Source organism: Prevotella merdae (genome assembly GCF_900290275.1).
Classification (GTDB): domain Bacteria; phylum Bacteroidota; class Bacteroidia; order Bacteroidales; family Bacteroidaceae; genus Prevotella; species Prevotella merdae.
This window is the reverse complement of record NZ_LT985326.1, coordinates 86,055-111,827: the sequence shown is the minus strand read 5'-3', so window position 1 is coordinate 111,827 and position 25,773 is coordinate 86,055. Positions and strand designations below refer to the sequence as shown.

Annotated in this window: 18 protein-coding genes; 13 read left to right on the top strand and 5 right to left on the bottom strand. The window is 46.4% G+C overall.

Annotated elements, in window-relative coordinates; genetic code table 11:
* The first annotated feature begins 12 nt into the window (after positions 1-12).
* From trpB to C9991_RS14500, 7 genes are all read left to right on the top strand, one after another.
* The gene (gene trpB, locus C9991_RS14530) at positions 13-1,224 is read left to right on the top strand and encodes a tryptophan synthase subunit beta (RefSeq protein ID WP_106813215.1); all 1,212 of its coding nucleotides are present in this window, start codon (positions 13-15) and stop codon (positions 1,222-1,224) included.
* A complete protein-coding gene (locus C9991_RS14525) occupies positions 1,211-2,608 on the top strand; it encodes an anthranilate synthase component I family protein (protein ID WP_106813370.1) in 1,398 nt (465 codons plus the stop codon). The genes trpB and C9991_RS14525 overlap by 14 nt, the downstream gene beginning before the upstream one ends.
* A gap of 75 nt (positions 2,609-2,683) precedes the next feature.
* A complete protein-coding gene (locus tag C9991_RS14520) occupies positions 2,684-3,247 on the top strand; it encodes an anthranilate synthase component II (protein ID WP_106813214.1) in 564 nt (187 codons plus the stop codon).
* A gap of 252 nt (positions 3,248-3,499) precedes the next feature.
* Entirely contained in the window at positions 3,500-5,059 is a 1,560-nt protein-coding gene (locus tag C9991_RS14515; RefSeq protein ID WP_106813213.1) for an alpha-L-fucosidase, read from the top strand.
* A 26-nt stretch (positions 5,060-5,085) separates the two neighbouring features.
* Positions 5,086-6,105 (top strand): hypothetical protein, encoded by a 1,020-nt coding sequence (locus C9991_RS14510; RefSeq protein ID WP_157949500.1) that lies wholly within the window; start codon positions 5,086-5,088, stop codon positions 6,103-6,105.
* A gap of 54 nt (positions 6,106-6,159) precedes the next feature.
* A complete protein-coding gene (locus C9991_RS14505) occupies positions 6,160-7,707 on the top strand; it encodes an arylsulfatase (RefSeq protein ID WP_106813211.1) in 1,548 nt (515 codons plus the stop codon).
* 32 nt (positions 7,708-7,739) lie between these two features.
* Positions 7,740-9,425, top strand: coding sequence for a sulfatase family protein (locus C9991_RS14500; protein ID WP_106813210.1), 1,686 nt, complete (start codon positions 7,740-7,742; stop codon positions 9,423-9,425).
* Positions 9,426-9,563: 138 nt separating this feature from the next.
* Here the strand turns inward: C9991_RS14500 and serB are convergent, their stop codons facing one another.
* Together serB and C9991_RS14490 are read right to left on the bottom strand one after the other, a co-directional pair.
* A complete protein-coding gene (gene serB, locus C9991_RS14495; protein ID WP_106813209.1) occupies positions 9,564-10,793 on the bottom strand; it encodes a phosphoserine phosphatase SerB in 1,230 nt (409 codons plus the stop codon).
* Positions 10,794-10,874: 81 nt separating this feature from the next.
* Positions 10,875-11,786 carry an AEC family transporter gene (locus C9991_RS14490; protein WP_106813208.1) on the bottom strand — a complete coding sequence of 304 codons (912 nt, stop codon included), beginning with the start codon at positions 11,784-11,786 and terminating at the stop codon, positions 10,875-10,877.
* Positions 11,787-12,026: 240 nt separating this feature from the next.
* Here C9991_RS14490 and C9991_RS14485 point away from each other — a divergent pair, with 240 nt between their 5' ends.
* The 3 genes from C9991_RS14485 to C9991_RS14475 all read left to right on the top strand — a co-directional run bounded on the left by C9991_RS14485 (position 12,027) and on the right by C9991_RS14475 (position 17,435).
* On the top strand, positions 12,027-13,931 hold the full coding sequence (locus C9991_RS14485; protein WP_157949499.1) for a TlpA family protein disulfide reductase: 1,905 nt from the start codon (positions 12,027-12,029) through the stop codon (positions 13,929-13,931).
* Positions 13,932-14,138: 207 nt separating this feature from the next.
* Positions 14,139-14,615: a hypothetical protein gene (locus C9991_RS14480; protein ID WP_106813206.1), complete on the top strand. Its 477-nt coding sequence runs from the start codon at positions 14,139-14,141 to the stop codon at positions 14,613-14,615.
* A 141-nt stretch (positions 14,616-14,756) separates the two neighbouring features.
* On the top strand, positions 14,757-17,435 hold the full coding sequence (locus C9991_RS14475; RefSeq protein ID WP_106813205.1) for a leucine-rich repeat domain-containing protein: 2,679 nt from the start codon (positions 14,757-14,759) through the stop codon (positions 17,433-17,435).
* Between the two features lie 30 nt (positions 17,436-17,465).
* Here C9991_RS14475 and C9991_RS14470 read toward each other — a convergent pair whose 3' ends face one another.
* Together C9991_RS14470 and C9991_RS14465 are read right to left on the bottom strand one after the other, a co-directional pair.
* Entirely contained in the window at positions 17,466-18,062 is a 597-nt protein-coding gene (locus C9991_RS14470; protein ID WP_232823346.1) for an IS630 family transposase, read from the bottom strand.
* Positions 18,059-18,475 (bottom strand): helix-turn-helix domain-containing protein, encoded by a 417-nt coding sequence (locus C9991_RS14465; RefSeq protein WP_106812837.1) that lies wholly within the window; start codon positions 18,473-18,475, stop codon positions 18,059-18,061. The genes C9991_RS14470 and C9991_RS14465 overlap by 4 nt, the downstream gene beginning before the upstream one ends.
* Positions 18,476-18,841: 366 nt before the next feature.
* Between C9991_RS14465 and C9991_RS14460 the strand changes: the two genes are divergently transcribed.
* Both C9991_RS14460 and C9991_RS14455 read left to right on the top strand, forming a co-directional pair.
* Positions 18,842-21,679: a TonB-dependent receptor gene (locus C9991_RS14460; protein ID WP_368356642.1), complete on the top strand. Its 2,838-nt coding sequence runs from the start codon at positions 18,842-18,844 to the stop codon at positions 21,677-21,679.
* An 18-nt stretch (positions 21,680-21,697) separates the two neighbouring features.
* Positions 21,698-23,227 (top strand): beta-helix domain-containing protein, encoded by a 1,530-nt coding sequence (locus C9991_RS14455; protein ID WP_198643830.1) that lies wholly within the window; start codon positions 21,698-21,700, stop codon positions 23,225-23,227.
* Positions 23,228-23,348: 121 nt separating this feature from the next.
* On the opposite strand, the gene C9991_RS14450 is transcribed toward C9991_RS14455, so the two are convergent.
* On the bottom strand, positions 23,349-23,651 hold the full coding sequence (locus tag C9991_RS14450) for a hypothetical protein (protein WP_106813203.1): 303 nt from the start codon (positions 23,649-23,651) through the stop codon (positions 23,349-23,351).
* A 172-nt stretch (positions 23,652-23,823) separates the two neighbouring features.
* Here C9991_RS14450 and C9991_RS14445 point away from each other — a divergent pair, with 172 nt between their 5' ends.
* Positions 23,824-25,620: a 1-deoxy-D-xylulose-5-phosphate synthase gene (locus tag C9991_RS14445; RefSeq protein WP_106813202.1), complete on the top strand. Its 1,797-nt coding sequence runs from the start codon at positions 23,824-23,826 to the stop codon at positions 25,618-25,620.
* Positions 25,621-25,773: the final 153 nt, after the last annotated feature.

The following is a 25,773-nucleotide window of genomic DNA, read 5'->3' as shown; positions in this document are numbered from 1 at the left end:
ATAAAATACAATATGACAAAGAGTTATAAATCCACCCCAACCAATGGCTTTTATGGACGTTTTGGCGGAGCCTACGTCCCCGAGATACTTCACAAGTGTGTAACCGATTTGCAACAGGCTTATCTGCCTATTATCGAGAGCGAGGAGTTTAAGAAAGAATACCGTTCGCTCTTGCGCGATTATGTGGGTCGTCCCTCACCTTTATATTATGCACGTCGTATGAGCGAGAAGTATGGATGTCAGCTATATCTAAAGCGCGAGGACCTGAACCATACCGGTGCCCACAAGATAAACAATACCATCGGTCAGATACTAATGGCAAAGAAGATGGGTAAGACGCGCATTATTGCCGAGACCGGTGCTGGTCAGCATGGTGTTGCCACAGCCACAGTATGCGCACTTATGGATATGAAGTGCGAGATATTTATGGGCAAGACAGATGTAGAGCGTCAGCACACCAATGTAGAGCGTATGCGTATGCTTGGAGCTACCGTGCATCCCGTAACTACTGGCAATATGACCTTGAGCGATGCTTGCTCCGAGGCTATACGCGACTGGTGTTGCCATCCGCAAGACACGTTCTATATCGTTGGCTCAACAATGGGACCACATCCTTATCCTGATATTGTTGCCCGTATGCAGAGCATCATTTCCGAAGAGATAAAATGGCAGTTGCAAGAGAAGATTGGTCGCGACTATCCCGACTGTCTTGTTGCATGCATAGGTGGCGGAAGCAATGCAGCCGGAACAATATATCATTATGTGGATAACGACAAGGTGAAGATAGTGCTTGCCGAGGCTGCCGGACATGGTATCGATACCAACTATACCGCCGCAACAATACATTGTGGCAAGGAGGGCATACTGCATGGAGCACGCACACTTGTTATGCAGACAGAAGATGGACAGATAGAAGAGGCGTTCACCATATCTGCCGGACTCGATTATCCTGGAGTTGGTCCTATGCACGCCAATCTTGCCGAGCAAGGTAGGGTTAAGGTACTTGCCATAAAGGACGATGAGGCTATACGTGGAGGCTACGAACTAACACGCATGGAGGGTATTATCCCAGCCATTGAATCGGCACATGCCATAGCTGCCTTGCAGCATCTCAAGTTCAAGAAGGATGATGTAGTGGTACTTACTGTTAGCGGTCGCGGCGACAAGGATGTGGAAACTTATCTCAATAACAAAGAAATGGCAGGAGAATATGGAAAATTCTAAACTGAAATATACAACAATGTCGCAAGACATTCTTGCCGACATTTACACCCCCGTATCTTTGTACATGCGCCTTAGATATAAGGGTGTGCAGAGTGCGCTTATGGAATGTTCCGACTATCACGACCGACAAAGCAGTCGCTCGTTTATAGCTACGCATCCGCTCGGAAGTGTATCTATAGCACACGGAGTGGCAACCTTGCGATTGCCAGGAGGTATAGTCGAGAAGCACGACATAGACGATAATTATACCTGCGATTGTGCAATAAATGCCTTTATGTCGCGTTTTGAGATAGAAGGCGACAATGCTGAAGTGTTCGGACTCTTTGGTTACACAACGTTCAATGCCGTGCGCTACTTTGAGCACATCGATGTTAAGGACGAGACTCAGGCCGAAAACGACGCTCCCGACATATTGTATATAATGTATAGGGACATAGTTGTGATAGACCATTTCAACAGTAGACTGACCCTTACAACGCTTGGTGGCAAGGAGGCTCTTGAAGATTTGTTGAAAACAATAAACAATCCTGCCGAGCAAGACTTTGGTTTTAAGGCTGTTGGCGAGTGCACTTCGCCATTGACCGATGATGAGCATCGTGCCAACATACGCCGTGGTATACAGCATTGTTTGCGAGGTGATGTGTTTCAGGTAGTTTTGTCGCGACGCTTTATACAGCATTATGAGGGCGACGACTTTAAGCTATACCGCACCCTGCGAAGTATTAATCCCAGTCCGTACTTGTTTTACTTCGACTTTGGAGGATTCCGTATATTCGGTTCTTCGCCCGAGACACATTGCCGCATAGACAATGGCAAGGCGTATATAGACCCAATTGCAGGTACAACAAAGCGTACGGGCGATGACGATGCAGACCGTCGTGCAGCCGAGTTTCTGCGTGCCGACCCTAAGGAGAATGCTGAGCATGTGATGCTTGTAGACTTGGCTCGCAATGATCTTTCGCGCAATTGTCATGGTGTAAAGGTCGACTTCTACAAGGATTTGCAATACTACTCGCATGTGGTTCATCTTGTTAGTCGTGTAAGTGGAACGCTTGATGAGGGCGCCGATCCCGTTAAGGCTTTTATCGATACATTCCCTGCCGGAACTCTTTCGGGTGCGCCAAAGGTAAGAGCAATGCAGATTATCTCCGAACTTGAGCCGCACAACCGTGGAGCTTATGGTGGCTGTGTTGGCTTTATCGGACTAAATGGCAACCTAAACCAAGCCATAACCATACGCACATTTGTTAGCCGTGGTGGCGAACTATGGTTTCAGGCAGGTGGCGGCATTGTTGCAAAGAGCAATGTGGAATACGAGTTGCAGGAAGTGAACAACAAGCTTGGCGCCTTAAGAAAGGCAATAAAGGAAGCCGAGGCCTACTAAGATTTATCACCGCCAATGGCGTATGAACAATTATGTGGTGGCTTTCTGTATAAACAACGAATTAAACAAAAACAAATGAAAACGGTAATAATCGACAACTACGACTCGTTCACCTACAATCTCTCTCATCTCCTAAAGGAGCTTGGAGCCGAGGTTACGGTGGTGCGCAACGACAAGTTCAAGATGGAAGACCTCGAGTCTTTTGACAAGATAATACTTAGTCCTGGTCCTGGCATCCCGTCAGAAGCAGGACAGTTGCTTGATGTAATACGCACGTATGCCGGCAAGAAACCCATTCTTGGCGTATGCTTGGGACATCAGGCTATAGGCGAGGTGTTTGGCGCACGCCTTGAGAATCTGAAGGATGTATATCATGGAGTGCAGACCGAAGGCACCCAACTGGGCAATGACTATATATTCCGAGGCTTGCCAGAGCGTGTAATGATGGGACGTTATCACAGTTGGGTTGTGGCACGCGATAGTATGCCCGATGTACTTGAGGTAACTGCAATGTCGGATGATGGCGAAATAATGGCCTTGCGACATCGCCAATACGACATTCATGGCATACAGTTCCATCCCGAGAGCGTACTAACACCCGAAGGTCATACTATAATAAACAACTTTCTTAAGGGATAACCACGGACAATAATGGATAATCCCTTGACAAAAATATACACACAATGACTTAATACAGATTTACTTTATACTCATTTTTAATTATTAAAACCGTGTAAAGAAAATCTGTATTAAGTCATTATGCCATGATATAACGCCCTTTTTATTTCTTTGTTTAATCGTTTGTATTTCATCTTTTTTATATAACTTTGCAAACGAACCACTATACTACTTATTTTTTTTGTACTGAACAATCAAATATAATATATTAATATGAAATTTTCACGCGCTATCTTATTTGGTATGTGCCTTGCTGTAGCTCCGGTTGCAGTTGTGGCTCAAACCAACAAATCGGAATTTGAACTGATGCAAAGCATCGTTGCCAATCCCGACAACACACCACGTCCGGTATTTCCTGTTCCGAGTCGTCGCCAGTTGTTGTGGAACGAAACAGAGTTTTATGCCTTCTTCCATTATGGTATGGACACATATACAGGCAAGGAGTGGGGCGACGGCACCGAGGACGAATCGACATTTGCCCCAACACGTGTGCCCGACCCAGCCCAATGGTTGCGTGTGGCCAAGCAAGCTGGAATGAAAGGAGGCATAGCCGTGGTTAAGCATCACGATGGATTCTGCCTTTGGCCAACAGCCACAACCACACACAGCATACTTAGCTCGTCGAGCGAGAACGCGCGTAAGACCAATATTCCGCGCGACTTTGCATGCGCAGCCCGCAAACTTAATATGAAGTATGGCTTTTATGTGTCCCCTTGGGACCTAAGTAGCAAGTATTGGGGCGAGAAGGATGCCGACGGCAACTATACCGACAACTATGCCAAGAAGGTGTTCTTTCCACAATGTGTAGAGCTTGCCAAATATGGTGCCGATCAGTTTGAGATGTGGTTTGACGGCGCTACCGGTGGCGACCATGCTGGCTATTATGGTGGCGAATATGGTGGTAAAGGCACTACAGGCTACCGCAAGATAGACAATGCACAGACCTTCTACGACATGCCAAACCTTCGCGACTCGATTCATGCCTTGCTTCCTAACGTAATAATGTGGGGCTTGGGAGGCGAGGTACGCTGGATAGGCAATGAGGCAGGATATAGTGGCGAGACATGTTGGTCAATGGGTAATGCCGAGAATGGTGACGAGAATGGATGGTTGTGGCATCCTGGCGAGAGCGATGCCAAGGCTACTACCGGCGGATGGTTTTGGAAGAAGAACGAAAAGGTGTTGTCTGCTGAACGCTTGTTTCAAATGTATCTTGAGACAGTAGGACGCAATGCCACACTAATACTTAACCTTCCTCCCGATGTTAATGGTCTGGTACCCGAAGCTACAGCAAAGCGTATGGCCGAACTTGGCAATATGCTGCGTACACGTCTTGGCGTAGACCTTGCACGCAAGGCTATAATAACTGCCAGCGAGGAACGTGTTGCTGGACAACACCGCAACTATTCGGTGCGCAACATGACCGATGGTAAGCGCGACACATATTGGGCTACCAACGACGGTACAACCAAGGCCTCTATAACTCTAACCTGGGCTAAACCCACAACTGTGCGATATGTGCAGCTGATGGAGCACATAAAACTTGGACAACGTGTACGATCGTTCACGGTAGAGACAAGCGAGGATGGTGTCAACTATACACAGCGTGCCACCAATATAGCCACAACCACAATAGGCTACAAGCGCATAATTCCGCTCAATGGCTCAACGCAAAAGAGCTATGACGGCGAAGGTTATAAGGTGCGTGCTATGCGTATAACCATCAACGACAGCAAGGCTTGTCCGCTGATTGAGAACCTCTCAGTTTATTAAAAACCACAATCTAAATGAATCTAAATATGAATTGTTTAAGATATACAGTAAAGATGGTAGCCCTCTGTATTGGCTTCCTTTCGTCGTCGTCGTTGTCTGCACAGATAGCAGAGCAGAAGTTGTGCGACTTTGAGTCGGCCAATTCCTACACATCCATCTCAGTATATGACACATGGGAGAATTCGCCCTTTCGCAATGGCACACTTTCTGGCAATGTGCGTGTAGTAGCCAATCATCTTACAGATATAGACCCTATACGTGGCTTCGTCCCTAATCCGTCGTCAAAGATACTTGCCTTGCAGCGCTCGCGTTTTGGCAGCAATACCTTCGGAGCACTTGTAGGGCTGAAGCAACCAATTGCACAAACCAAGCGCACACAGTATATACACGTTAAGATATATTCGCCAAAGGCGGCTCAGGCTATGCTCATAGGTCTTGGCAATCGCGACGATCGTCCTAATCAGTCGCCACTAACCGAGCAGTTCTGGAGCATTACATCGCAGCCACTTGTAGCCAACCAATGGAACGATGCTGTGTTTGCCGTGTCTGGCTCAAACGGTATAACCATACGCAATCTGCTTATCGTGCCCGACGCTACCTCTACACACAACCTTAACGACGACTTTGCCGTGTACATCGACGATATTGTATTGAGCCAAGACGAGGCTCCCTTCTTCTCTGCAAGCGGCAAGAGTGCCGTTAAGAGTTATAAGGCAGGCGATGTAGTAAGCCTAAGTCGTGGTGTAGACGGACAAGGTGGCGGCTTGAATGGCGACATACTTCTTGCCGATGGCACGCCACTTACGGGCAAGACAGCAATATGCGGCAAGCCGTTTAAGGTAAAGGCTGTGCCGGCACCCGGATTTAGATTCTCAAAGCTCGTAATACGTCATGGCCGAAATCTTGATGGCGATAAACAGCACAATTGGACTGAGACAACCATTGGCGTGGCTGAGTTCCGCAACGGAGAGTATAGAATTCCAGCCAACATAGTAGATGGCGATATGCGCTTTATTCCGTATTTCAGCAGCGAGACTGCCAAGTAATAGCTGTAGGAACGGCAATAAACATCTGAAGAACCAAACTATAACACTTTATTAATGAACAACAAAATACTATTCTTTTCAGCAGGATTGATGTGCATCCCAGTATTGCTCACAGCCAAGACTGTAAAGAAGCAGAAGGACAACAAGCAACGCCCCAATATTATATTCATAATGTGCGACGATATGGGATATGGCGACCTTGCATGCTATGGTCAGCCCTTTATCTCGACACCAAATATCGACCTCATGGCAAGCGAGGGTATGCGCTTTACACAGGCATATGCGGGCTCGCCAGTATCGGCTCCGTCGCGTGCCACACTTATGACCGGACAGCATTCGGGTCATACTCATGTGCGTGGCAATAAGGAGTATTGGTCGAATAGCAAGACTGTGATGTATGGCAATAATGTAGACTATGCCGTTGTAGGACAAGAGCCCTACGACCCTGCACATAAAATTCTGCCGGAGATACTTCATGACAATGGCTATCGCACTGGATTGTTCGGCAAGTGGGCAGGAGGTTACGAGGGGTCGGCTTCTACGCCCGACAAGCGTGGCATAGACGAGTTTTATGGATATATATGCCAGTTCCAGGCTCATCTTTATTATCCCAACTTCCTAAACCGCTACTCTCGTGCTATGGGCGACACGGCTGTTGTGCGCGAGGTTTTGAAGGACAACATCAAGTATCCTATGTTTGGCCGCGACTACTACAAACGTACCCAGTATTCGGCACGTATCATCCACGACAAGGCTCTTGAGTGGATTGACCGTCAAGACGCGCAGCATCCGTTTGTGGGGTTCTTTACCTACACGTTGCCTCATGCCGAACTTGCACAGCCAGACGACCAAATTCTTGAAGGATATAAGAAGAAGTTCTTTGTAGACAAGACATGGGGCGGACAGCAAGGTTCGCGATATAATGCTGTGGAGCATACACATGCCCAGTTTGCCGGAATGATAACCCGACTCGACGCTTATGTGGGCGAGATTATGGCCAAGCTTAAGGCTAAGGGATTGGACAAGAACACGCTCGTGATATTTACATCAGACAACGGACCTCATGAGGAAGGTGGCGCCGATCCGGCATACTTCGGACGCGATGGCAAATTGCGTGGCCTTAAACGCCAATGCTACGAGGGCGGCATACGCATACCTTTCATAGCATGGTGGCCAGAGCATATCAAGGCAGGCTCGGTTAGCCACCTACAGTTTGCATTCTACGACCTTATGCCAACCTTCTGCGATGTAGCGGGCATACGCAATTTCAGCAAGCGCTATACCAATCGCACTTTGCCAGGAGATGGATTCGACGGACTGTCAATAGCTCCTACATTGCTTGGCAATGACGCTGCCCAGCAACATCACGATCATTTGTATTGGGAGTTTCACGAGACCAATCAGATAGGTGTGCGCAGAGGCGACTGGAAACTAATTGTGGTAAAGGGCACCCCCAGACTATACAATCTTGCCAACGACATTCATGAGGATAACGATGTGGCAGCACAACATCCCGACATCGTGAACGAACTTGTCGACATAATACGAAAAGAGCATACCGACAGCCCAATGTTCAAGGTAACGCTGCCATACAATAACTGAAATTTCTATTAATCACAACTTATCTATAAAAGATGAACAAATCAATCTTATCTATCGCGGCTCTGTCGTGCCTTGCCTCTTCTATGCAGGCACAGCAAAAGGCAGCTGCCCAGCGTCCTAACATTGTGTATATTATGTGCGACGACCATGCTTTCCAGTGTATTAGTGCTTACGGACATGGTATATCCAAGCTTGCCCCTACACCTAACATAGACCGTATTGCCCAGCGTGGTATGCGTTTTGACAAGGCATTTGTTGAGAATTCTCTTTCTACACCTTCGCGTGCATGTCTTATGACTGGACTGTACAGCCATCAAAACGGACAGCGCCAACTTGGCGAAGGCATCGATACATCACGTACCTTCTTCACCGAATTGCTTCAGCAGGCAGGCTATCAAACTGGCATTGTGGGCAAGTGGCATATGGGATGCGACCCTAAGGGATTTGACTATTATCACATCTACAACGATCAGGGTCAGTACTGGAACCCACAATACCGCGGCACCGATACTCCTAACGGCAAGTTTATAGTAGAGCAAGGCTACAGCACCGACCTTACAACCGACCATGCCATAGAGTTTATGGAGAAGCGCGACAAGCAGAAGCCTTTCTGCCTTATGCTTCATCACAAGGCTCCACACCGCAACTGGCAAGCCAATCTTAAGTATCTTGGCATGTACGACAATGTGGAGTTTCCTATGCCCGATACCTTCTACGACGACTATGCCACACGTGGTTCGGCTGTACGCACACAGAAGATGTTGGTAACACAGCATATGCGCTGGGAGCAGGACTTTAAGGTGCCCGAGATGCTCGACCTTAACAACGAGGACAGCAAAGACTCTTACAACGCTCTGATGGGCGAGATAAACCGCATGACTCCTGCACAGCGTTCGGCATGGGGCAGATACTACTTCCCGCGCAACCGCAAGCTGCTTGAGGCCAACCTCAAGGGCAAGGACCTTGACAACTGGAAGTATCAGGCCTATATACGCGACTATATGTCTGTAATAGCAAGTGTTGACGAGAGTGTGGGGCGTGTGCTCGACTATCTTGACAAGAATGGTCTGACCGACAACACCATTATTGTATATACATCCGACCAAGGTTTCTATATGGGCGAGCATGGATGGTTTGACAAGCGATTTATGTATGAGGAGTCGCTACGCACACCACTCATCATTAGTTATCCTGGACATACCAAGCCTGGTAGCGTATGCACCAAGCTTGTTCAGAATATCGATTATGCCCCAACATTCCTTGATCTTGCTGGCATACAGAAGCCTAAGGACATGGTAGGTCAGTCGCTTGTGCCTGTACTTGATAATGGTGATGCACAGAAAAAGTGGCGCAGCAGCATCTACTACCACTACTACGACTATCCAACATATCATATGGTGCGCAAGCACGACGGAGTACGCACCGACCGCTATAAGCTTATTCATTTCTATGGCAAGGGCGGTCTCGACGCTGTACCCGAGAACAAGTATCAGGGTATTGAGGGCACAGTAGAGAACAATACCTTGAAGTCGCTCATCGATATTAAGTACTTTGAGCCTAAAGACGAGGCAGTGAATTACAACGAGTTGTACGACCTTCAGAACGACCCACACGAGCTTAACAACCTTTATGGTAAGCCTGGTTACGAGAAGATAACCAAGCAGCTGCAGAAGGAGCTTGACGCATACCGCAAGGCCCAGAAGGTTGACGAGTATTAATAAAAGGGAGTTAAGGAGTTAAGAAGTTAAGGAGTTAAGAAGTTAAGAAGTTAAGCCAAATGCTTTAATGCTATAAATCAAGCAAAAAAACTAATGGCTTAACTCCTTAACTTCTTAACTCCATAACTCCTAAATTCCTTAGAACTTGCCCTGCTCACCCAGGTAGCTGTCCTTAAAGCCAAGGAAGTAGAGCACACCGTCAATGCCTATAGTGTTGATGCTCTGCTTGGCATTGGCAACAACACGTGGCTTGGCATGAAAAGCAATACCAAGTCCGGCTTCGCCAAGCATAGGCAAGTCGTTGGCACCATCGCCTACAGCAATTGTTTGTGCAAGGTTCACCTTCTCCACTTGTGCAATAAGCTTCAGAAGTTCTGCCTTGCGTTGTCCGTCAACAATCTCGCCTACATATCTACCCGTAAGCTTACCGTCGTCGTCAATCTCAAGTTCGTTGGCATAAACATAATCTATGCCATATTTGCGCTGCAAGAACTCGCCAAAGTAGGTAAATCCACCGCTAAGAATCGCTATCTTGTATCCACAACGCTTAAGCACAGCCATCAGACGGTCTACTCCTTCGGTAATAGGCATCTTATTGGCTATCTCCTCAAATACACTTGAGTCAAGACCCTTAAGCAAAGCCACACGGCGTGTAAAGCTCTCCTTAAAGTCAATCTCGCCACGCATAGCACTCTCGGTAATAGCTTTCACCTGGTTGCCAACACCAGCACGTTCGGCCAGTTCGTCAATACACTCGGTCTGTATAAGCGTAGAGTCCATATCAAAGCATATAAGTCGGCGCATACGTCGATACATATCATCCTTCTGGAACGAGAAGTCAATCTCCATATCAGCAGATATATGCATCAGTTCCTCTTGCATTGCAGTGCGGTCGGTAGGCGTGCCACGCAGCGAGAATTCTATGCAAGCCCTCATATTGTGCTCAGGATGTTTGATGCTCATACGTCCGGTAAGTCGTAGAATAGAGTCGATGTTCAGTCCTTGCTTGCATATAATCTTTGTAGCAGCCTCAATCTGTTTTGCAGTAAGTGTGCGGCCAATAAGCGTAAGTATATATCTGTTCTTGCCCTGCTGATTAACCCAATTCTCGTATTCGTCGTCGGTTACGGGCGAGAAACCTATTTGCACACCAAGTTCGGTAGCCTTAAACAGCAATTCCTTCATAACCTGGCCAGAAGCCTCCTCGCTTATGCGTATAAGTATACCCAACGATAGGGTAGAGTGGATATCGGCCTGGCCAATATCCAGGATGTTAGCATTCTTGCTTGCAAGAATCTCCATAATCGAGGCAGTAAGACCAGGTCGGTCGTTACCCGTTATTCTTATTAGGATTTGTTCTTCTTTAATGCTGTTTTTATATTTAAACCTGTTATTGAACTTTCATTCTTCACTTAACTATTGGATTTTTCCCTTTTCCCTTTTCCCTTTTCACTTTTCAAACAGCAACGTTATAAGTGGTATTGTAAGTATTGACGCCACGGTTGTTATGAATGTAATTTCGGTCATAAGCGATGGGTTGCGTCCATACTTCATGCAGAACATTGTGCCGAACGAGGCAACGGGCATGGCAATAACCACGGTGTTGATGTTGTTGATAATATCGCTCACGCCACACAGCTTAAATAGAAAATAGACAGATACAGGCACAACTGCCAGGCGCAAGAACGAAGCCACATACACCTTAGGGCTACCTATAATCTCCTTAAGCGGTAGACGTGCCATCGACGAACCAATAATCATCAATGCTGCAGGAACAGTGATATTGCCAACCATTGTAACAGGGCGTGCTATTATGTCGGGCGTGTGAATGCCGAAAGCCACAATAAGCGCAGCTATAAAAGCGGCTATCATTGCCGGCGAGAACAACACCTTGGGGTTGAGGCTCTTGATGCTGTATTCGCCCTTCACGAGCATCACACCCGCCGTGAATATGAAGAAGGTGTTGGGCATATTAAGCAAGGCGGCATAAAAGATGGATTCAGGACCGAAGATTGACGAGACGATAGGGTAGCCTATGAATCCCACATTGGCAAACATCAATGCAAACCCTATCATGCCTTGTTCGTCGCGGTTTTTGCTAACAAGACGTGGCACCCAGAATCCAAACACAAGCAGAAGTATATAGGTAAGAAAACCTACTCCGAGTAGAGGTAAGATTAATGTGCGGTCGGGCAATTCCTTACCCATTACCGACGACAAAATCAATGCCGGACATGTTATGTCTATAACTATTGACGATAACTTCTGGTCGAATCGGTCGCCCATGTAGCCAAGCTTGCACAAGGTATAGCCCAGCACAACAATGATGAATAGAATCACCATTACTTCGATGTTTTCCATATAGCTGTTGTTTTTTTACTTACACTAGATATTCCGTGGCATGCCGAGGTGCAGCCTATCTTATGCAAAGATAGTGCAAACCGAGCGCAATGAAGCTTGCTTCAATTGCCGAGGTGCAGCCTATCTTATGCAAAGTTAGTGAAAGTCTTTCAGAAAAGCGTAGTTTTTATAATGAATAGTCGTTTTATTTTGTACTTTTGCAACACCATTTTATTTATTGCAAACAAAACCAGTAATAACATGAACACAAAGCATTCACGTCAGAAAGCCTTATCGCTTGTTGCCTTTCTGATGTTGCTTGTTGCTACGACGGCACAAGCCAAGCGAGTAGTTGAGCGTCCTTACTTCTTAGGCTCAAACAATCACAAATTAGAGATTGAGTGTGTGACGCTCGACAAGAAAGCTACCCTTCTTGACGTGAAAATATATCAGGCGAGTGGCGATGTAGGCATAGATTCTCATGCCTCTATTATGGCAAATGGAGTGAAATATGACTATATAGGCAGCAAGCAGTTGCCTAAAGGTGTATTTGTGAAAGTGCCCGAATGTGGATATGTTGCAGCCACATTGCGCTTTAAACCAATGCCCGAGACAACGACAGAGTTTGACTTTCGTGAAATAGCCGACAATTCAGGTTGGAACATTTATGGTGTGCGTCTCGATGGCAAACGTCCGCAGGCCGACATTCCGCAACACTTACTGCAGCAAGCGCTTGATAAGAACAGCAAGTTGCCATCAACCGACCTTAATCTTGGCAAGACAGTTGTAGCCGTGCGCTTGCTTGGATATAAACCAGAATACAAGACCACGCTCGATATTATTGCTGACAATTGGTTCTCGCCATACCGCATGCCATACGAACATGACTCTATAAGCGTAGATGGTACTTGTCAAGTCAGCGCCAATGCGATATTGCCAACTGTAGCAACAATACGTGTAAACAGAACGGAGATACCATTTTTTGCCGTACCTAATGACACTACAACCGTAACCATCGACCTGCCTACACTTACTCTTGCCGCAACGCATCTTTTTGCAAACGATGCTAACGTCAAAAACTATGTGTGGTTTGAAGGCAAACACGCTGCTATAGATACCGAATTGCAGAGCGTAAAGACAAAGATTGATGTGTTTGGCGTTACATCCTTTGATGATATTTGTGGTATGACACCGTTGCAATACCGCGATTATGTGCAGCAGAGTTATGAACGACTATTGGCAGCCATCAATTCCAATGCAGCTATTGGCTCTGCCACCCGAACATTGGCGCAGAGCATCCTGTCTATGAATTATGCCTCGGCTCTGTTTGGCTTTAAGAACAATATATCTATGGCCCCAATGATAGCTGGTAAAAGAGGTGTGCCACGTGCCGACATGAGTATTGACACCGTGTCTTACTTCAAGCCGCTGGAAAAACTCGCTTTACTTCACTCCAAGAATCAACGGTATTATTCTTATCTCAGGGACTTCACGTCTGCTCTTCGTCGTAAATATATGTCTGCCGACCCATTGCTTGACGATATAGCTGTGGGCAAGCGTCTAAGTCGTTCGTTCAACCGCAAGCGTCCTCTCACCGAGCAACAGATGGCAGCGGCTCATGACAGCATTGCCAATGATATGGTGCGCGAATTGCTTTTTGCCAACAACGAAGACTTGAAGTCGCAACTGTCGGCTGCCGACGAAAAAATGGCAGAGATTAAAAAGACAGCCAATACCTCTTCTTCATACTTATCTATTATTGACATAGACCCCAAGATGTCTGCCCAGCAGATATTGCCCACAATAACAGATAGGTATAAAGGTAAAGCTATACTCATCGATTTTTGGAACACGTGGTGCATACCATGCAAGGCAGCAATGACTACCATTCGTCCTTTGAAAGAACAACTTACTGATGTGGTGTATGTTTATATAGCCGATGCCTCATCGCCTGTAGATAAATGGGGCGAGATGATAAAGACAATTAGTGGTGTGCATGTGCGATTGACTGAAGAACAGGCTGACGCTCTTGCCAAAATATATAAGTTCTCAGGCATCCCTACGTATTTTGTTGTAAATAAGGAAGGAAAGATAACCTATCAAAAGACAAGCTTTCCTGGAGTGGAAACGTTAAGGGAGCAACTGGTGTCTGCCATGCAGCGATGACGTTGCTCATGTGTCGTCTTGTCAAACAGCGTTTTGCACCTACGAGAAATACTTGTTTTACTGTTGCATAACAATATTTTTAATGTATAAATTTGTGTTATTAGCCCAACGTTGCTACTTTTGTAATTAGATGGAAACCAATACTACAACGAGTTTGATAGTAGGAATAACATATACTTAGTTACTAACTAAAATATTTTTTATTTTATGAGAAAAACAATCGTTACAGCCGTTATTATTTCTGGTATAATTGTATTTTCTGCATGTGGCAACAAGACTACTGCAACGCACCACAGCAAGGATTCTGTTCAAACAAGCGACACTTTGTCAACTGACTCATCGGTTGCGCAAGCCGAAACAGCGGAAATGTCTGTTAATGAAAAGAAAGCGGCAGCAGACGCTCCTACTGCCAAAAGCATTGAGGCGGGCGGAACGACAATAACTGTAGGCGCACCGCTCGCCGAAACTCTGAAGAAGGCTAAGGGCGCAAGGTTTGAATACAATGCCGACTTCGGCGTTGATGTGGTTGTGGGCAACGTGATGATAAGAATCCCCGACGAGGACATAACGAAGGAGGGACAGGACTTTGTGAATGCCATACCGTCGGATATGGATCCGGACATCGCCTTCAAAATCTCCTTCATCAAGCCGTCGGCAAAGATAAAGGACTTTGAAAAGATTTAACCCAGATTGGTCATTTGGCCGTTTTGGTTTTAAGTCCATACAATAGAAAAAAACGAATTGTCGCTCTCGCCCTTGTGCCGGATCACGATGCAAGAGCGGGAGCGATTTCATTATTAACACACTAATACATTATATATTCTTATGACTATAAGAAAAACCCTTTCCTTGCTCCTCCTCTTTATAGCCACACACGCATTGGCACAGCAGGAGTTCAGTTTTGAAAATACATATATATTTGAGGCTTTTGACATCTCTACCGACAGTGAAAGCTTCTACTACATGATTGATAAGGATGAGAATGGCGAGATTATCACGTTTGTCAACAATGATGATGTGAACCACGAGGTGACCATCACGTCAAAAGAGCGCTACCATGTAACCAGTCTGTCAATATGCGGCGAAGCAAAATCGGCAAAGGCTGTGCGTAGGCTGAGGGTTGAGGGCATGGAATGTCCGGAGCTGCGGGACCAGAAGGATCCTTACGTGTTCTACCCCAAACGCACCTACACGTTTGAAGGCGATATGACAGGAAAAATAGAAATCAAGTTCCGCGTATACAAAGGACAGACCTTCATTCTGAAAAGCATCAAATTCAACGGCAACAAGGATGCCGGTGTGAAGTTCGCCACAGAGTCGATAGAGCTGAACCAAGGCGAGACCCAGCTGTTGCCCGACCTCACATCAGAGAACTATCGGGTGAACTTCGAGTATATCGAGGTGGATGACCCGTCGGTCATTGCCCTTTATTCCAACCAGTCGTCCAACCTTTATATCGACTATTCCGCCATCGCACTGAAACCTGGCACAACGAATGTCATAGCCCATTATGGCAAGTACTCGGACTATCCGGCAGGCACGGCGACACTGAAGGTAACAGTGAAGCCTGTTGACGTGGCTATCGATGGCGAGCCGGTGAACATAAAGCTCGATGAGGCAGGAACGCTGCGCGAGAAATGCGTTGACCTCGATGTGGAGGAGATAACGAATCTTATTGTCAGCGGTCCGGTAAACTCCGAAGACCTTGCCTATATCCGCAGCATGGCAGGCAGGATGGCAAACTTACAGAGCGTTGACCTCAGCGGCATCACACTGGTTGCCGACGGCGGATGCTACTCCACGGTGCTTGAATCATACCGCGATGTTGGCTTCAGTGAGGCTGCAACGAAATGGTATCTCTCTACAGAGGAGAAGGAAGAGGAGAGCAGCAGCTCCAACGGACTCGGCGGCGGCAGCTCCGTTACAAAGATATACACGATGGACCTTGGCGGACTCTTCGCCAATATGAAGACACTGAAGCGCGTGGTATTGCCGGAGGGTTTACCTCGGGTGGGCAAATATATTTGCTTCAATAGTAGTGTTGTAAGTATAACTGTGCCGCAGACTGTGGAGAGCGTTGGAGAGAAAGCTTTCAGCGGTTGTACAAAACTCGTGTATCATAACATTCCGGCAGTAAAGGAAATCGGCGAGTACGCCTTCAAGGATGCAGCCGTCACCACATTAGACCTGAGCCGTGCGGAGAAGATAGGCTTCAGTGCCTTCAATGGTTCAAACATCACAGCTGCCGACCTCTCCAATGTCGACTCCATACCGGATTGGGCATTTAGGCAATGTTATGCCTTGAGCGACCTGAAATTGTCGGACAAACTTTACTATGTTGGCGGAAACGCTTTCAGTGTATGCGAATCGTTGGGCAGTGTGGTGCTGCCGGAGTCATTGGGATATATCGGTGTATATGCCTTTGTGGGATCTGGGCTGAAGAACATAGAGTCGCATCTGCCGGCAACATGCGAGATTGAAAAAGACGCATTTGAGGGGACTCCATGGTATGAAACCAACGCAAAGGAGAACGAGATTCTGTATCTCGGCAATGCTGCCATTAAATATTATTACCAAGACAATCCTGTAGTTGCCGAGAAATGGGTGCTGCGTGAGGGAACGGAGAATATAGCAAATGAAATGGTTACGGATAGGTACAGAGATTATTTTGCCAATCTGAAGACCATCGTACTGCCGTCTACGATAAAGAGAATAGGTAAAAAATTCTGCCCTGAGTATGTGGAGAAATGTGATTTGCCCGACGGCATTGAGATTATTGGCTCTGAAGCGTTCCAATCGACGAAGCTGAAGAGTGTTACTGTGCCGGCATCGGTAAGGCAGATAGGCTACAGTGCTTTCGCAAATAACAGTTCGCTCATCTCCGTGGTGTATAACGCCAGCGGCGAGTGGGGGAAGGATTACAACTACGCTAAGAATATCGGTCTGTTCGAATTCTGCACTGGACTGGAGAAGGTGACGATAGGCAAGGATGTGAAGTTCTTTCCAGAATCGATGTTTGCCGGTTGCTCTGCCCTCGTCAAGCTGAATTTCGAAGCCAATTCTGCCTTGGAGAGCATTGGCGACTATGCTTTCTCTGGCTGCACAGCATTGAAGAACATCTCGTTGCCCTATACGCTGAACTATATCGCCAACAACGCCTTCAACGGCTGCAAGCTGAAGTCCATATACAACTATATGCCCGTGCCATACGGTTTCACCGACAAGGGCAGCAACACCGTCATATCATGGATAACGAAAGACGTTACGGTGTATGTGCTTCCGCAGTATCTTGAGACCTATAAGGCTGACCCTCTGTGGGGCTCCTGCAACATACAACCTATGGACGATGAGCATATCGCCCTTGGCATCGGTTCTGTTGCTGCAGACGGCGGCAAAATGCCGGCAGCTGTGTACGACTTGAACGGCAACAGAATACAGAGCCTGCAGAAGGGGCTGAACATCGTTCGCCAGCAGGATGGCAGCGTGGTGAAGATATACAAATAAATATTGTTAAGTAACTGTTCAAAATTAATTTTACAAATATGAATAATTCACGAATAAGTTCGTACCCACAGAGGCCAAGGCCCTGTTCGTACAATAGAAAAGCGAGTCCGTAGTCTCGTAATCTATCGGTCTTATCCATTTGCCCTTAAGTATACGCCAAAGAATCTCGGCAGGATTAAGTTCTGGAGAATAAGGTGGAAGATAGACGAGGAACAATCCTCTATTCTCCCAAATTTTCCTCAGTTCTTTCACCTTCCGATTTCTATGAACAGAAGCATTGTCCAAGACAATTACAGTCTTCTTCGTGACATTGAAAGAGAATCTGTCAAGATAGTCCACAATCTTGTCTGCGTTGATGGACTCTTTTGTGGTAAAGCCTTTATATTGGTTCCTTTTGGTAATCATACCAAAGATATTAAGCCGGGCAGCTTTCTCGGATGGGATGTAAACATCCTCATTCTTGAATTGCCAGCCATATGGAACATATCCATTTGTACAGACATGGCTTTCGTCGGCATAATATAGCACAAGTTCCCCTTTGGAATCAAGTTCTTCAAGTTCTTGCAACTTCTCTTTCTTGTATGCGTAGAGCTGCGGTGAGGGTTTGCCCCTTGGGCGTTTTCTTATACGCTTATATCTTGCACCAATGTTTCTAAAAAACGTTTGAAGGTAATGTCACTGGCTTCTTTGCCAGTCGCATTCTGCCATGCCTCACGTGCTTTAGACACGCTTTGACGGTCTTCCTCAATTGCCTTGCGGACTGCTTCTTCATCAGAACAATCCATAATAGGCTTTCGACCCTGACCAGGACGTGTCTCCAAGCCTTTGATGCCATTTTCTTCATAACGTTTTACCCATGCGTAGACAGTAGGTACAGTCACCTCAAGCATTTCTGCTATTTTGGGAGCTGATTTACCTTCTGACTTCAGCAATATGGATTTGCATCTGATACGAAAACTATGAGTAGGGCCATTATGATAGCCTTTCTCTAATTTGAGGCGATCAACCTCTGATAATTCAAGTACTTTTATTGGTTTCATAATTCTACTTTTTCTATAAAACGGAAAATGAACCATATTAGTACTGATATATATAAATAATTTAGATCACTTACTTAAGTAACTGTTCAAATTATCTATAAAGCGTGAAATGCCCCATATTAGTACTGATATATATATAAATAATTTAGATCACTTACTTAATAAGCTTTTTTAAATAAACATAAAGGGCTGTACACTTTTGTGGTTCAGCCCTTTATGTTTTTTGTTTTTAGGTGTTCTCATTGTCCGATTGTGCCTGTAGCCTTTTCTTAACTTCTTCGTTAACCTTTTTCAACCCTCGTGCAATGCTGCTGCAACATCATACCCTTAACTTTGCAACCGTAAAAAGTTAGCAAGTTAAAGACAATGACGAAACGCAACAAAAGGATAACCATTGCAGCCACAGCGCTGATGATGCTTGGCTCTACCACGACTGCCCTTGCCCAGCAGATTAAGGGCAGTGTGGTCGACAAAAACTCGCATGAGACTCTCATTGGTGCGGTAGTGACCGTTGAGGGCAGCAAGCTCAAGGCCATCACCGACATTGATGGTAACTTCCAACTCAATGGACTTAAGAAAGGAACCTACACCTTATACATCAATTATGTAGGATACAAACCCCAACGAATTGACGGGGTTCGGGTGACGGACGCAGCAGCGGAAGATGCATTGAGCATCGCTATGCTTCCCGACGAACAGCAGCTGAAGGAGGTAGTTGTAACTGCCGTGGAGCGACGCTCTACAGATGCGGCAATGATACAGGTAGCCAAGAACAGTCCCGTCATAGTGAGCAATGTTTCGGCACAAGAGATAAGCCGGACGCAGGACACCAATGCAGGTGAGGTGATACGCCGTGTGCCGGGTGTGAGCCTTATCGACGACAAGTTTGTAATGGTGCGCGGACTTTCGCAGCGTTACAACAATGTTTGGGTTAATGGCGGTGCCGTGCCTTCGAGTGAAGCCGACTCAAGAGCCTTCTCGTTCGACATCATCCCAAGCTCGCAAATAGACAATCTTACCATAGTGAAATCGCCATCTGCAGAATATCCTGCCGACTATTCGGGCGGCTTCATAATCGTCAATACTAAGGAAATACCTACTGAAAACAATCTTACCTTTTCCGTCGGTGGCAACTGGAACACGTCAACAGTATTCAAGAATTTCAGTTATGCTAAAGGCTCTGCCACCGACTTTCTTGCTTTTGATAACGGCTTACGCAGTCTGCGTGGCGGTATTGATGCCTCGCTCAACCAGCTTACCGACGTTGCGGGCAATAAGGTTGGTGACAACCTATATAGTCTTCGCGGTAACGGGCTCAACAATGATTGGCGTATAAAGAGCCGCAATCCTATAGGCGACATTAAGTTTGCCACGAGTATGACTCGCCAATGGAACATCAGCGGACGTACGCTTGGACTGCTTGCCGCCATTAATTACACCAACGAGTATCGCACATATACCAATATGAAGAACAATCTCTTCGGTATATACGATGCCGTAAATGACCGCTCCAATTATCTGCGTCATTCTACTGACGACCAGTATAATAATAATGTACGTCTTGGAGCGATGCTCAATCTTACCTTCCTCTCACGAGACGGCAAACACAAGTATCAGCTAAAGAACATATTTAACCAACTTTCAACAAACCGCTACACATGGCGTGAGGGAGAAGACGCACAGTCGAATATGGAACATAGTGCCGAATACTACTACCGCTCGCGCACCACCTATAACGGTCAGCTCGCAGGTAAACATACCTTCACTGGCGATGCCCTTGATTGGAGTGTCGGGTATGCGTATGCCAACCGTCGTTTGCCTGACCGTAGGCGATACCTCCTCAACGATATGCAGAACCCTGGCGACATAGCTCTGCATACTGGCAACGATATATCCCGCGAATGGACACAGCTCGATGAGCATATTTTATCCGTTGGCATTAACGACAAACATCAGTTCGACTTCTATGGATGGACTCCATACTTGCAGGTGGGTGGCTACGGAGAATATCGCACACGCAAGTATTTCACCCGCTTGTTCTACTATCAGTGGAACCCAGCAGCCAACACTTTGCCTTCCGATTTCCAGCACTTGGATATAACATCATTGTTGAGCGACGAACAGTATATGGGTTACAATAAACTGTATATGTTCGAGCAACAACAGATGCGCAACAATTATTGCGGTCATAATACTCTTGGTGCCGGATACTTGTCAGCCTCATTGCCTTTTGGTAAACTTGGAATACATGCTGGTGTGCGATTCGAGCATAACGACATGGAGCTGATATCCAATACACGCGACTATGAGAAGAGCGAGACAAGCCAACACTACCGCACCAACGACCTATTTCCTTCGGTAAATGCCACATACAAGTTTAACGACAAACATCAATTGCGCCTCTCGTACGGACGCAGTATTAACCGACCTGAGTTTCGCGAGGTGTCGTCATCAGTATTCTATGATTTCGACCTTGCAAGTGATGTGCAAGGCAACACCGAGCTAAAGAGTTGCTATGTTGACAATGTAGACTTGCGTTATGAGTTTTATCCATCACGTGGCGAGATAATCTCTCTTGCAGCTTTCTATAAGGACTTCGACTCGCCTATAGAGTGGACCTATACAGTGGCTGGCGGCACCAATCTTATATACTCTTACAAGAATGCCAATAGCGCAGACAACTATGGCTTGGAGCTTGACATACGAAAGGATCTCTCGTTCATTGGTTTGCGAGGTTTCAGCTGGTCGTTCAATGGAGCCTTGATTAAGAGTAAAGTGAAGTTTGAGAAAGGCTCAAAGGAGGAAGACCGACCAATGCAAGGACAGTCGCCATATCTTATAAACACAGGTCTGTTCTATAAGAACGAACCTATGCAGCTGGATATAGCCCTGCTATACAACCGTATAGGCAAGCGTATCATTGGGGTAGGTCGCAGCGAGGGCAGTTCTGCAAACGATGATAACGCTCGTGTTCCGCATAGTTATGAAATGCCTCGCAACACCATTGACTTCTCAGTAGGCAAGAAATGGGGCAAACACTTTGAACTGAAGTTCAATATACGCGACCTACTTGCCGAGCGTGTCTACTACAAGCAGTTTGCCAAGGTCAACAATGCCGACGGCACACACAAGACAATAGACGAGGTTTCGCGCTGCTATAAGCCAGGTCGCAACATCGGATTACAGGCTGTATATAAATTCTAATCAATATATTTAAACATTATGAACAAGACGTATCTTTTTGGATGCATGGGCATCCTGATGATGGCTGCAACAATGGGCAGCTGTAGTGACAACGACGATCCGACTCCTAATCCAGATGTCAACTACACATGGACCACAGACGGTGGCATAAAAGCTTGTGACCATCTGCTCTTCGGCGAGGATGGTAAGGATAATGCCGAAGGAACTGTAATAGGTAATGGCGACCAGCAGCTTGTGTTTAAAGGTAAGCAGACTCTGAAGAAAGGCGTTTACACCCTAAAGGGATGGGTATATATAGGCGAAGGCTCTGAACTAACAATTGAGCCGGGTACAATTATTAAGGGCGATAAGGTTACAAAGGCAGCCCTTATTGTTGAGCGTGGTGGCAAACTAATAGCTCAAGGTACAGCCGAGGCTCCTATAGTATTTACATCAGCACAGCCTGCTGGACAGCGTAGACCTGGCGACTGGGGTGGCGTTATTATCTGTGGTAAGGCCCGCAACAACCAGACCGAGATGCAGATAGAGGGTGGCCCACGTACCAAGCACGGTGGTGACGACGATGCAGATAATTCTGGTGTCTTGAGCTATGTACGTATTGAGTTTGCCGGATATCCTTTCAAGGCCGATCAAGAGATTAATGGCTTGACACTCGGTTCGGTTGGTTCGGGTACAAAGATAGACCACGTGCAGGTGTCTTTCTCTAACGACGACTCTTTCGAGTGGTTTGGTGGAGCCGTAAATTGTAAGTATCTCATTGCTTATAAGGGTTGGGATGACGATTTTGATACAGATAATGGTTTCTCTGGCAAGGTGCAGTTCGGTCTGTCCGTACGCGACCCACGTATAGCTGACCAAAGCCAGAGCAATGGTTTTGAGAGTGACAATTGTGCCGATGGTGCCCAGGTGTTGCCATATACTACAGCAACATTCTCCAATATTACATTTGTTGGTCCTAAGTCATCCAACGACTTCCAAAACAACAACTCTTACATAACTGCTGGTTCTTACTTCCCCAACAACGGCTCAGGACTTGGCAAGTTCCAGGCGGCCATGCAGATTCGCCGCTCATCACGCCTTAATTGTGTAAACTCTGTAGTTTGCGATTGGCCTATAGGTTTGATTATCGACGGCGAGAAGGGCGACACCCCGGCACAGGCTAAGGCTGGCAAGCTACGTCTACAGAATGTATTCGTTGCTAATGCAGATATTCTTGGTTCTGATGCCAACAAATGCTACGAGGACAAAGAATACGACTTCAGCAAGAAGGCTGTTAAGGCTGACAGCAAGCAGTCTTACTCGCACACTTTCTTTGAGGCTCAGACAGGCAACCGCTACTTTGTCGACAAGTCTTCGTTTCTGCTAACAGACGGCAAGGGTGTTGGTGTTCCATTCATGCCGCAGACTGGTAGCAACCTCTTCGGAGCACAAAACTTCAGTGGTCTTGATTCATGGTTCGACCAGGTAACCTACATTGGAGCCTTTAACGCTGGCGACAACTGGCTTGATGGATGGACATGCTTCGACCCGCAGAACGCACAGTACTAAATTGGCAGGAAACAATATTTTTAATTCATAAAAGATTCTTACACGGCAAAGTCTCACCCCCTTTGTCGTGTAAGTTTTTTCTTATTATTCCGAAGTTTTTGGGAATGTTGGCTATTATTTGTTATTTCGCGTTTGCCGAATCCCTCTCCACAGCATGCGCTTTAAGGTCTTTCAACTTCTTCGGCTTAGCGTCTTTCTGCTTCTTCTGCTTTGAGCCTTTCTGTTTTTTAGGTTTCTTGGCTTTCTGTTTGGCTACGGGCTGGTTGTAAGTCTCGGTAGCCGTGGTAATGGCATCTATATCGTTTTGGGTTGTAGAATTGTAGACAGCCGTATTGTTTGCAAACACGCCGATAGCCAATGCAGCTACGGGGATGATGAGCAACGCCTTGGGCATTGTCCATCGATTAGATTTCTTTGTGTTCATCCTGATAAATATTAGTTTTTTCGATGTGCAAAGTTACGACAAATTTTTATTAGTAGAATAATAGAACCAATAAAAAAGCCATTGTGGTAATATATTCTGAATTTGAGGTATAAAGAGAAACCGATATTATGTGTATCTTTGCATAAAATATATAACCAATAACAATAAAGCAATGTATATAGAGAAGATACAGAGTCCTGCCGATTTGAAGAAGCTGGACATCAAAGCCCTTGAGGTTGTGGCCGACGAGACACGCCAGGCTGTGCTCAATCGTGTGAGCAAGCATGGCGGACACGTAGGTCCTAATCTTGGATTTGTAGAAGCAACGGTAGCTTTGCACTATGTGTTCAATGCGCCAGAGGATAAGTTTGTGTTTGATGTCAGCCACCAATGCTATCCGCATAAAGTATTGACCGGTCGTGCAGCTGGATTCCTTGGCAACGTAGACGACATGAATGCCATATCTGGCTATTCTTCTCCAGCAGAGTGTCCCGAATACGACAACTTTGAGGTGGGCCACACTTCCACATCCATCAGTCTTGCAACTGGACTGCAGAAGGCACGCGACGTGAAGGGAACCAAGGAGAATATCATAGCCATTATTGGCGACGGTTCGCTGTCGGGCGGTGAAGCATTCGAAGGACTTGATGAGGCTTCGGAGCTTGGCACGGGCATCATCATCGTTGTAAACGACAACGAGATGTCTATTGCCGAGAACCATGGCGGTATATACAAGAATCTGCGTGCGCTTCGCGAGAGCCGTGGCGAGTGTGAGCACAACTGGTTTAAGGCATGGGGATTTGAGTATAAGTATCTGGAGGAAGGCAACGACATAGAACGCCTAATAGAAGTGTTCCGTAGTGTGAAGGATACCAACCGCCCTACAGTTGTTCATATCCACACAGAGAAAGGTCACGGCTATGCCCCTGCCGTAAACGACAAGGAAGCTTGGCATTGGGGAATGCCGTTCAATCTTGATGATGGTAGTCGACCGGTTCGCAATGCCGATGGAACAATGCCCGAGGTAAAACCATGCGAGACATATCCTGAGCTCTTCTCTGACTGGATGCTGAGCGAGATGAAGCATGACAAAACCCTCATTGCCGTCACAGCAGGAACGCCTACAGCTGCAGGCTTTACTGCCGACAAGCGCAAGGAGGCTGGCTCGCAACATCTTGACATGGGTATTGCCGAAGAGCAGGCTGTGGCTATGATTTCGGGTATGGCTAAGGGTGGACTGCGTCCGGTATGGACGGTATATAGCACATTCATCCAGCGCACTTACGACCAGATAGCACAGGATCTCTGCATCAACTCCAACCCAGCAGTAATCAATGTAGTAGGAGGCGGGGTGAACTCGATGAACGACATCACCCACATCTGCCTCTTCGACATACCGATGCTTTGCAGCATTCCGGGACTCATCTATCTCGCTCCTACCACATGCGAGGAGTATTTCGCCATGATGCGTTGGGCAATACTTCAGGACAAGAAGCCTATAGCCATTCGTGTGCCGAGCAACGGCGTAGTTCATACAACAGATAATGTGGACGAAGAGTATAGTTATGAGTCAAAATATAAGGTGATGCACAATGGTTCTGAGGTGGCTGTCATTGCTTCAGGCTCGTTCTATCAGAAGGGTGAGAACGTGGTGCGTATGCTTGCCGATAAGGGTATTGATGCTACGCTCATCAATCCACGCTACCTGAATGATGTGGATGCCGAAGCGCTCGAAGCCTTGAAGATGAACCATAAGCTTGTTGTAACACTTGAAGACGGCTGCAAGGATGGTGGCTTTGGCGAACGCATAGCTTCATATTACGGTACGTCAGATATGAAGGTGCTTGTATGTGGCATCAAGAAAGGACTCTACGACAGATACGATGTGGAGCAGTTGCTTAAGGACAACCGTTTGCTCGACGAGCAAATCGTGGAGGATGTATTAAGCGTTGAGAGAGTTGAGAGTTGAGAAAGTTGAGAATTGAGAGTTGGGAATTGAAAGTTATGATTACCTTTGTTGGGTGTTATCGTTGTTAGAAGAAACAGCATATCAAAACTCTCAACTCTCAACTCTCAATTCTCAACTCTCAACTCTCAACTCTCATCTTTCAACTCTCAACTC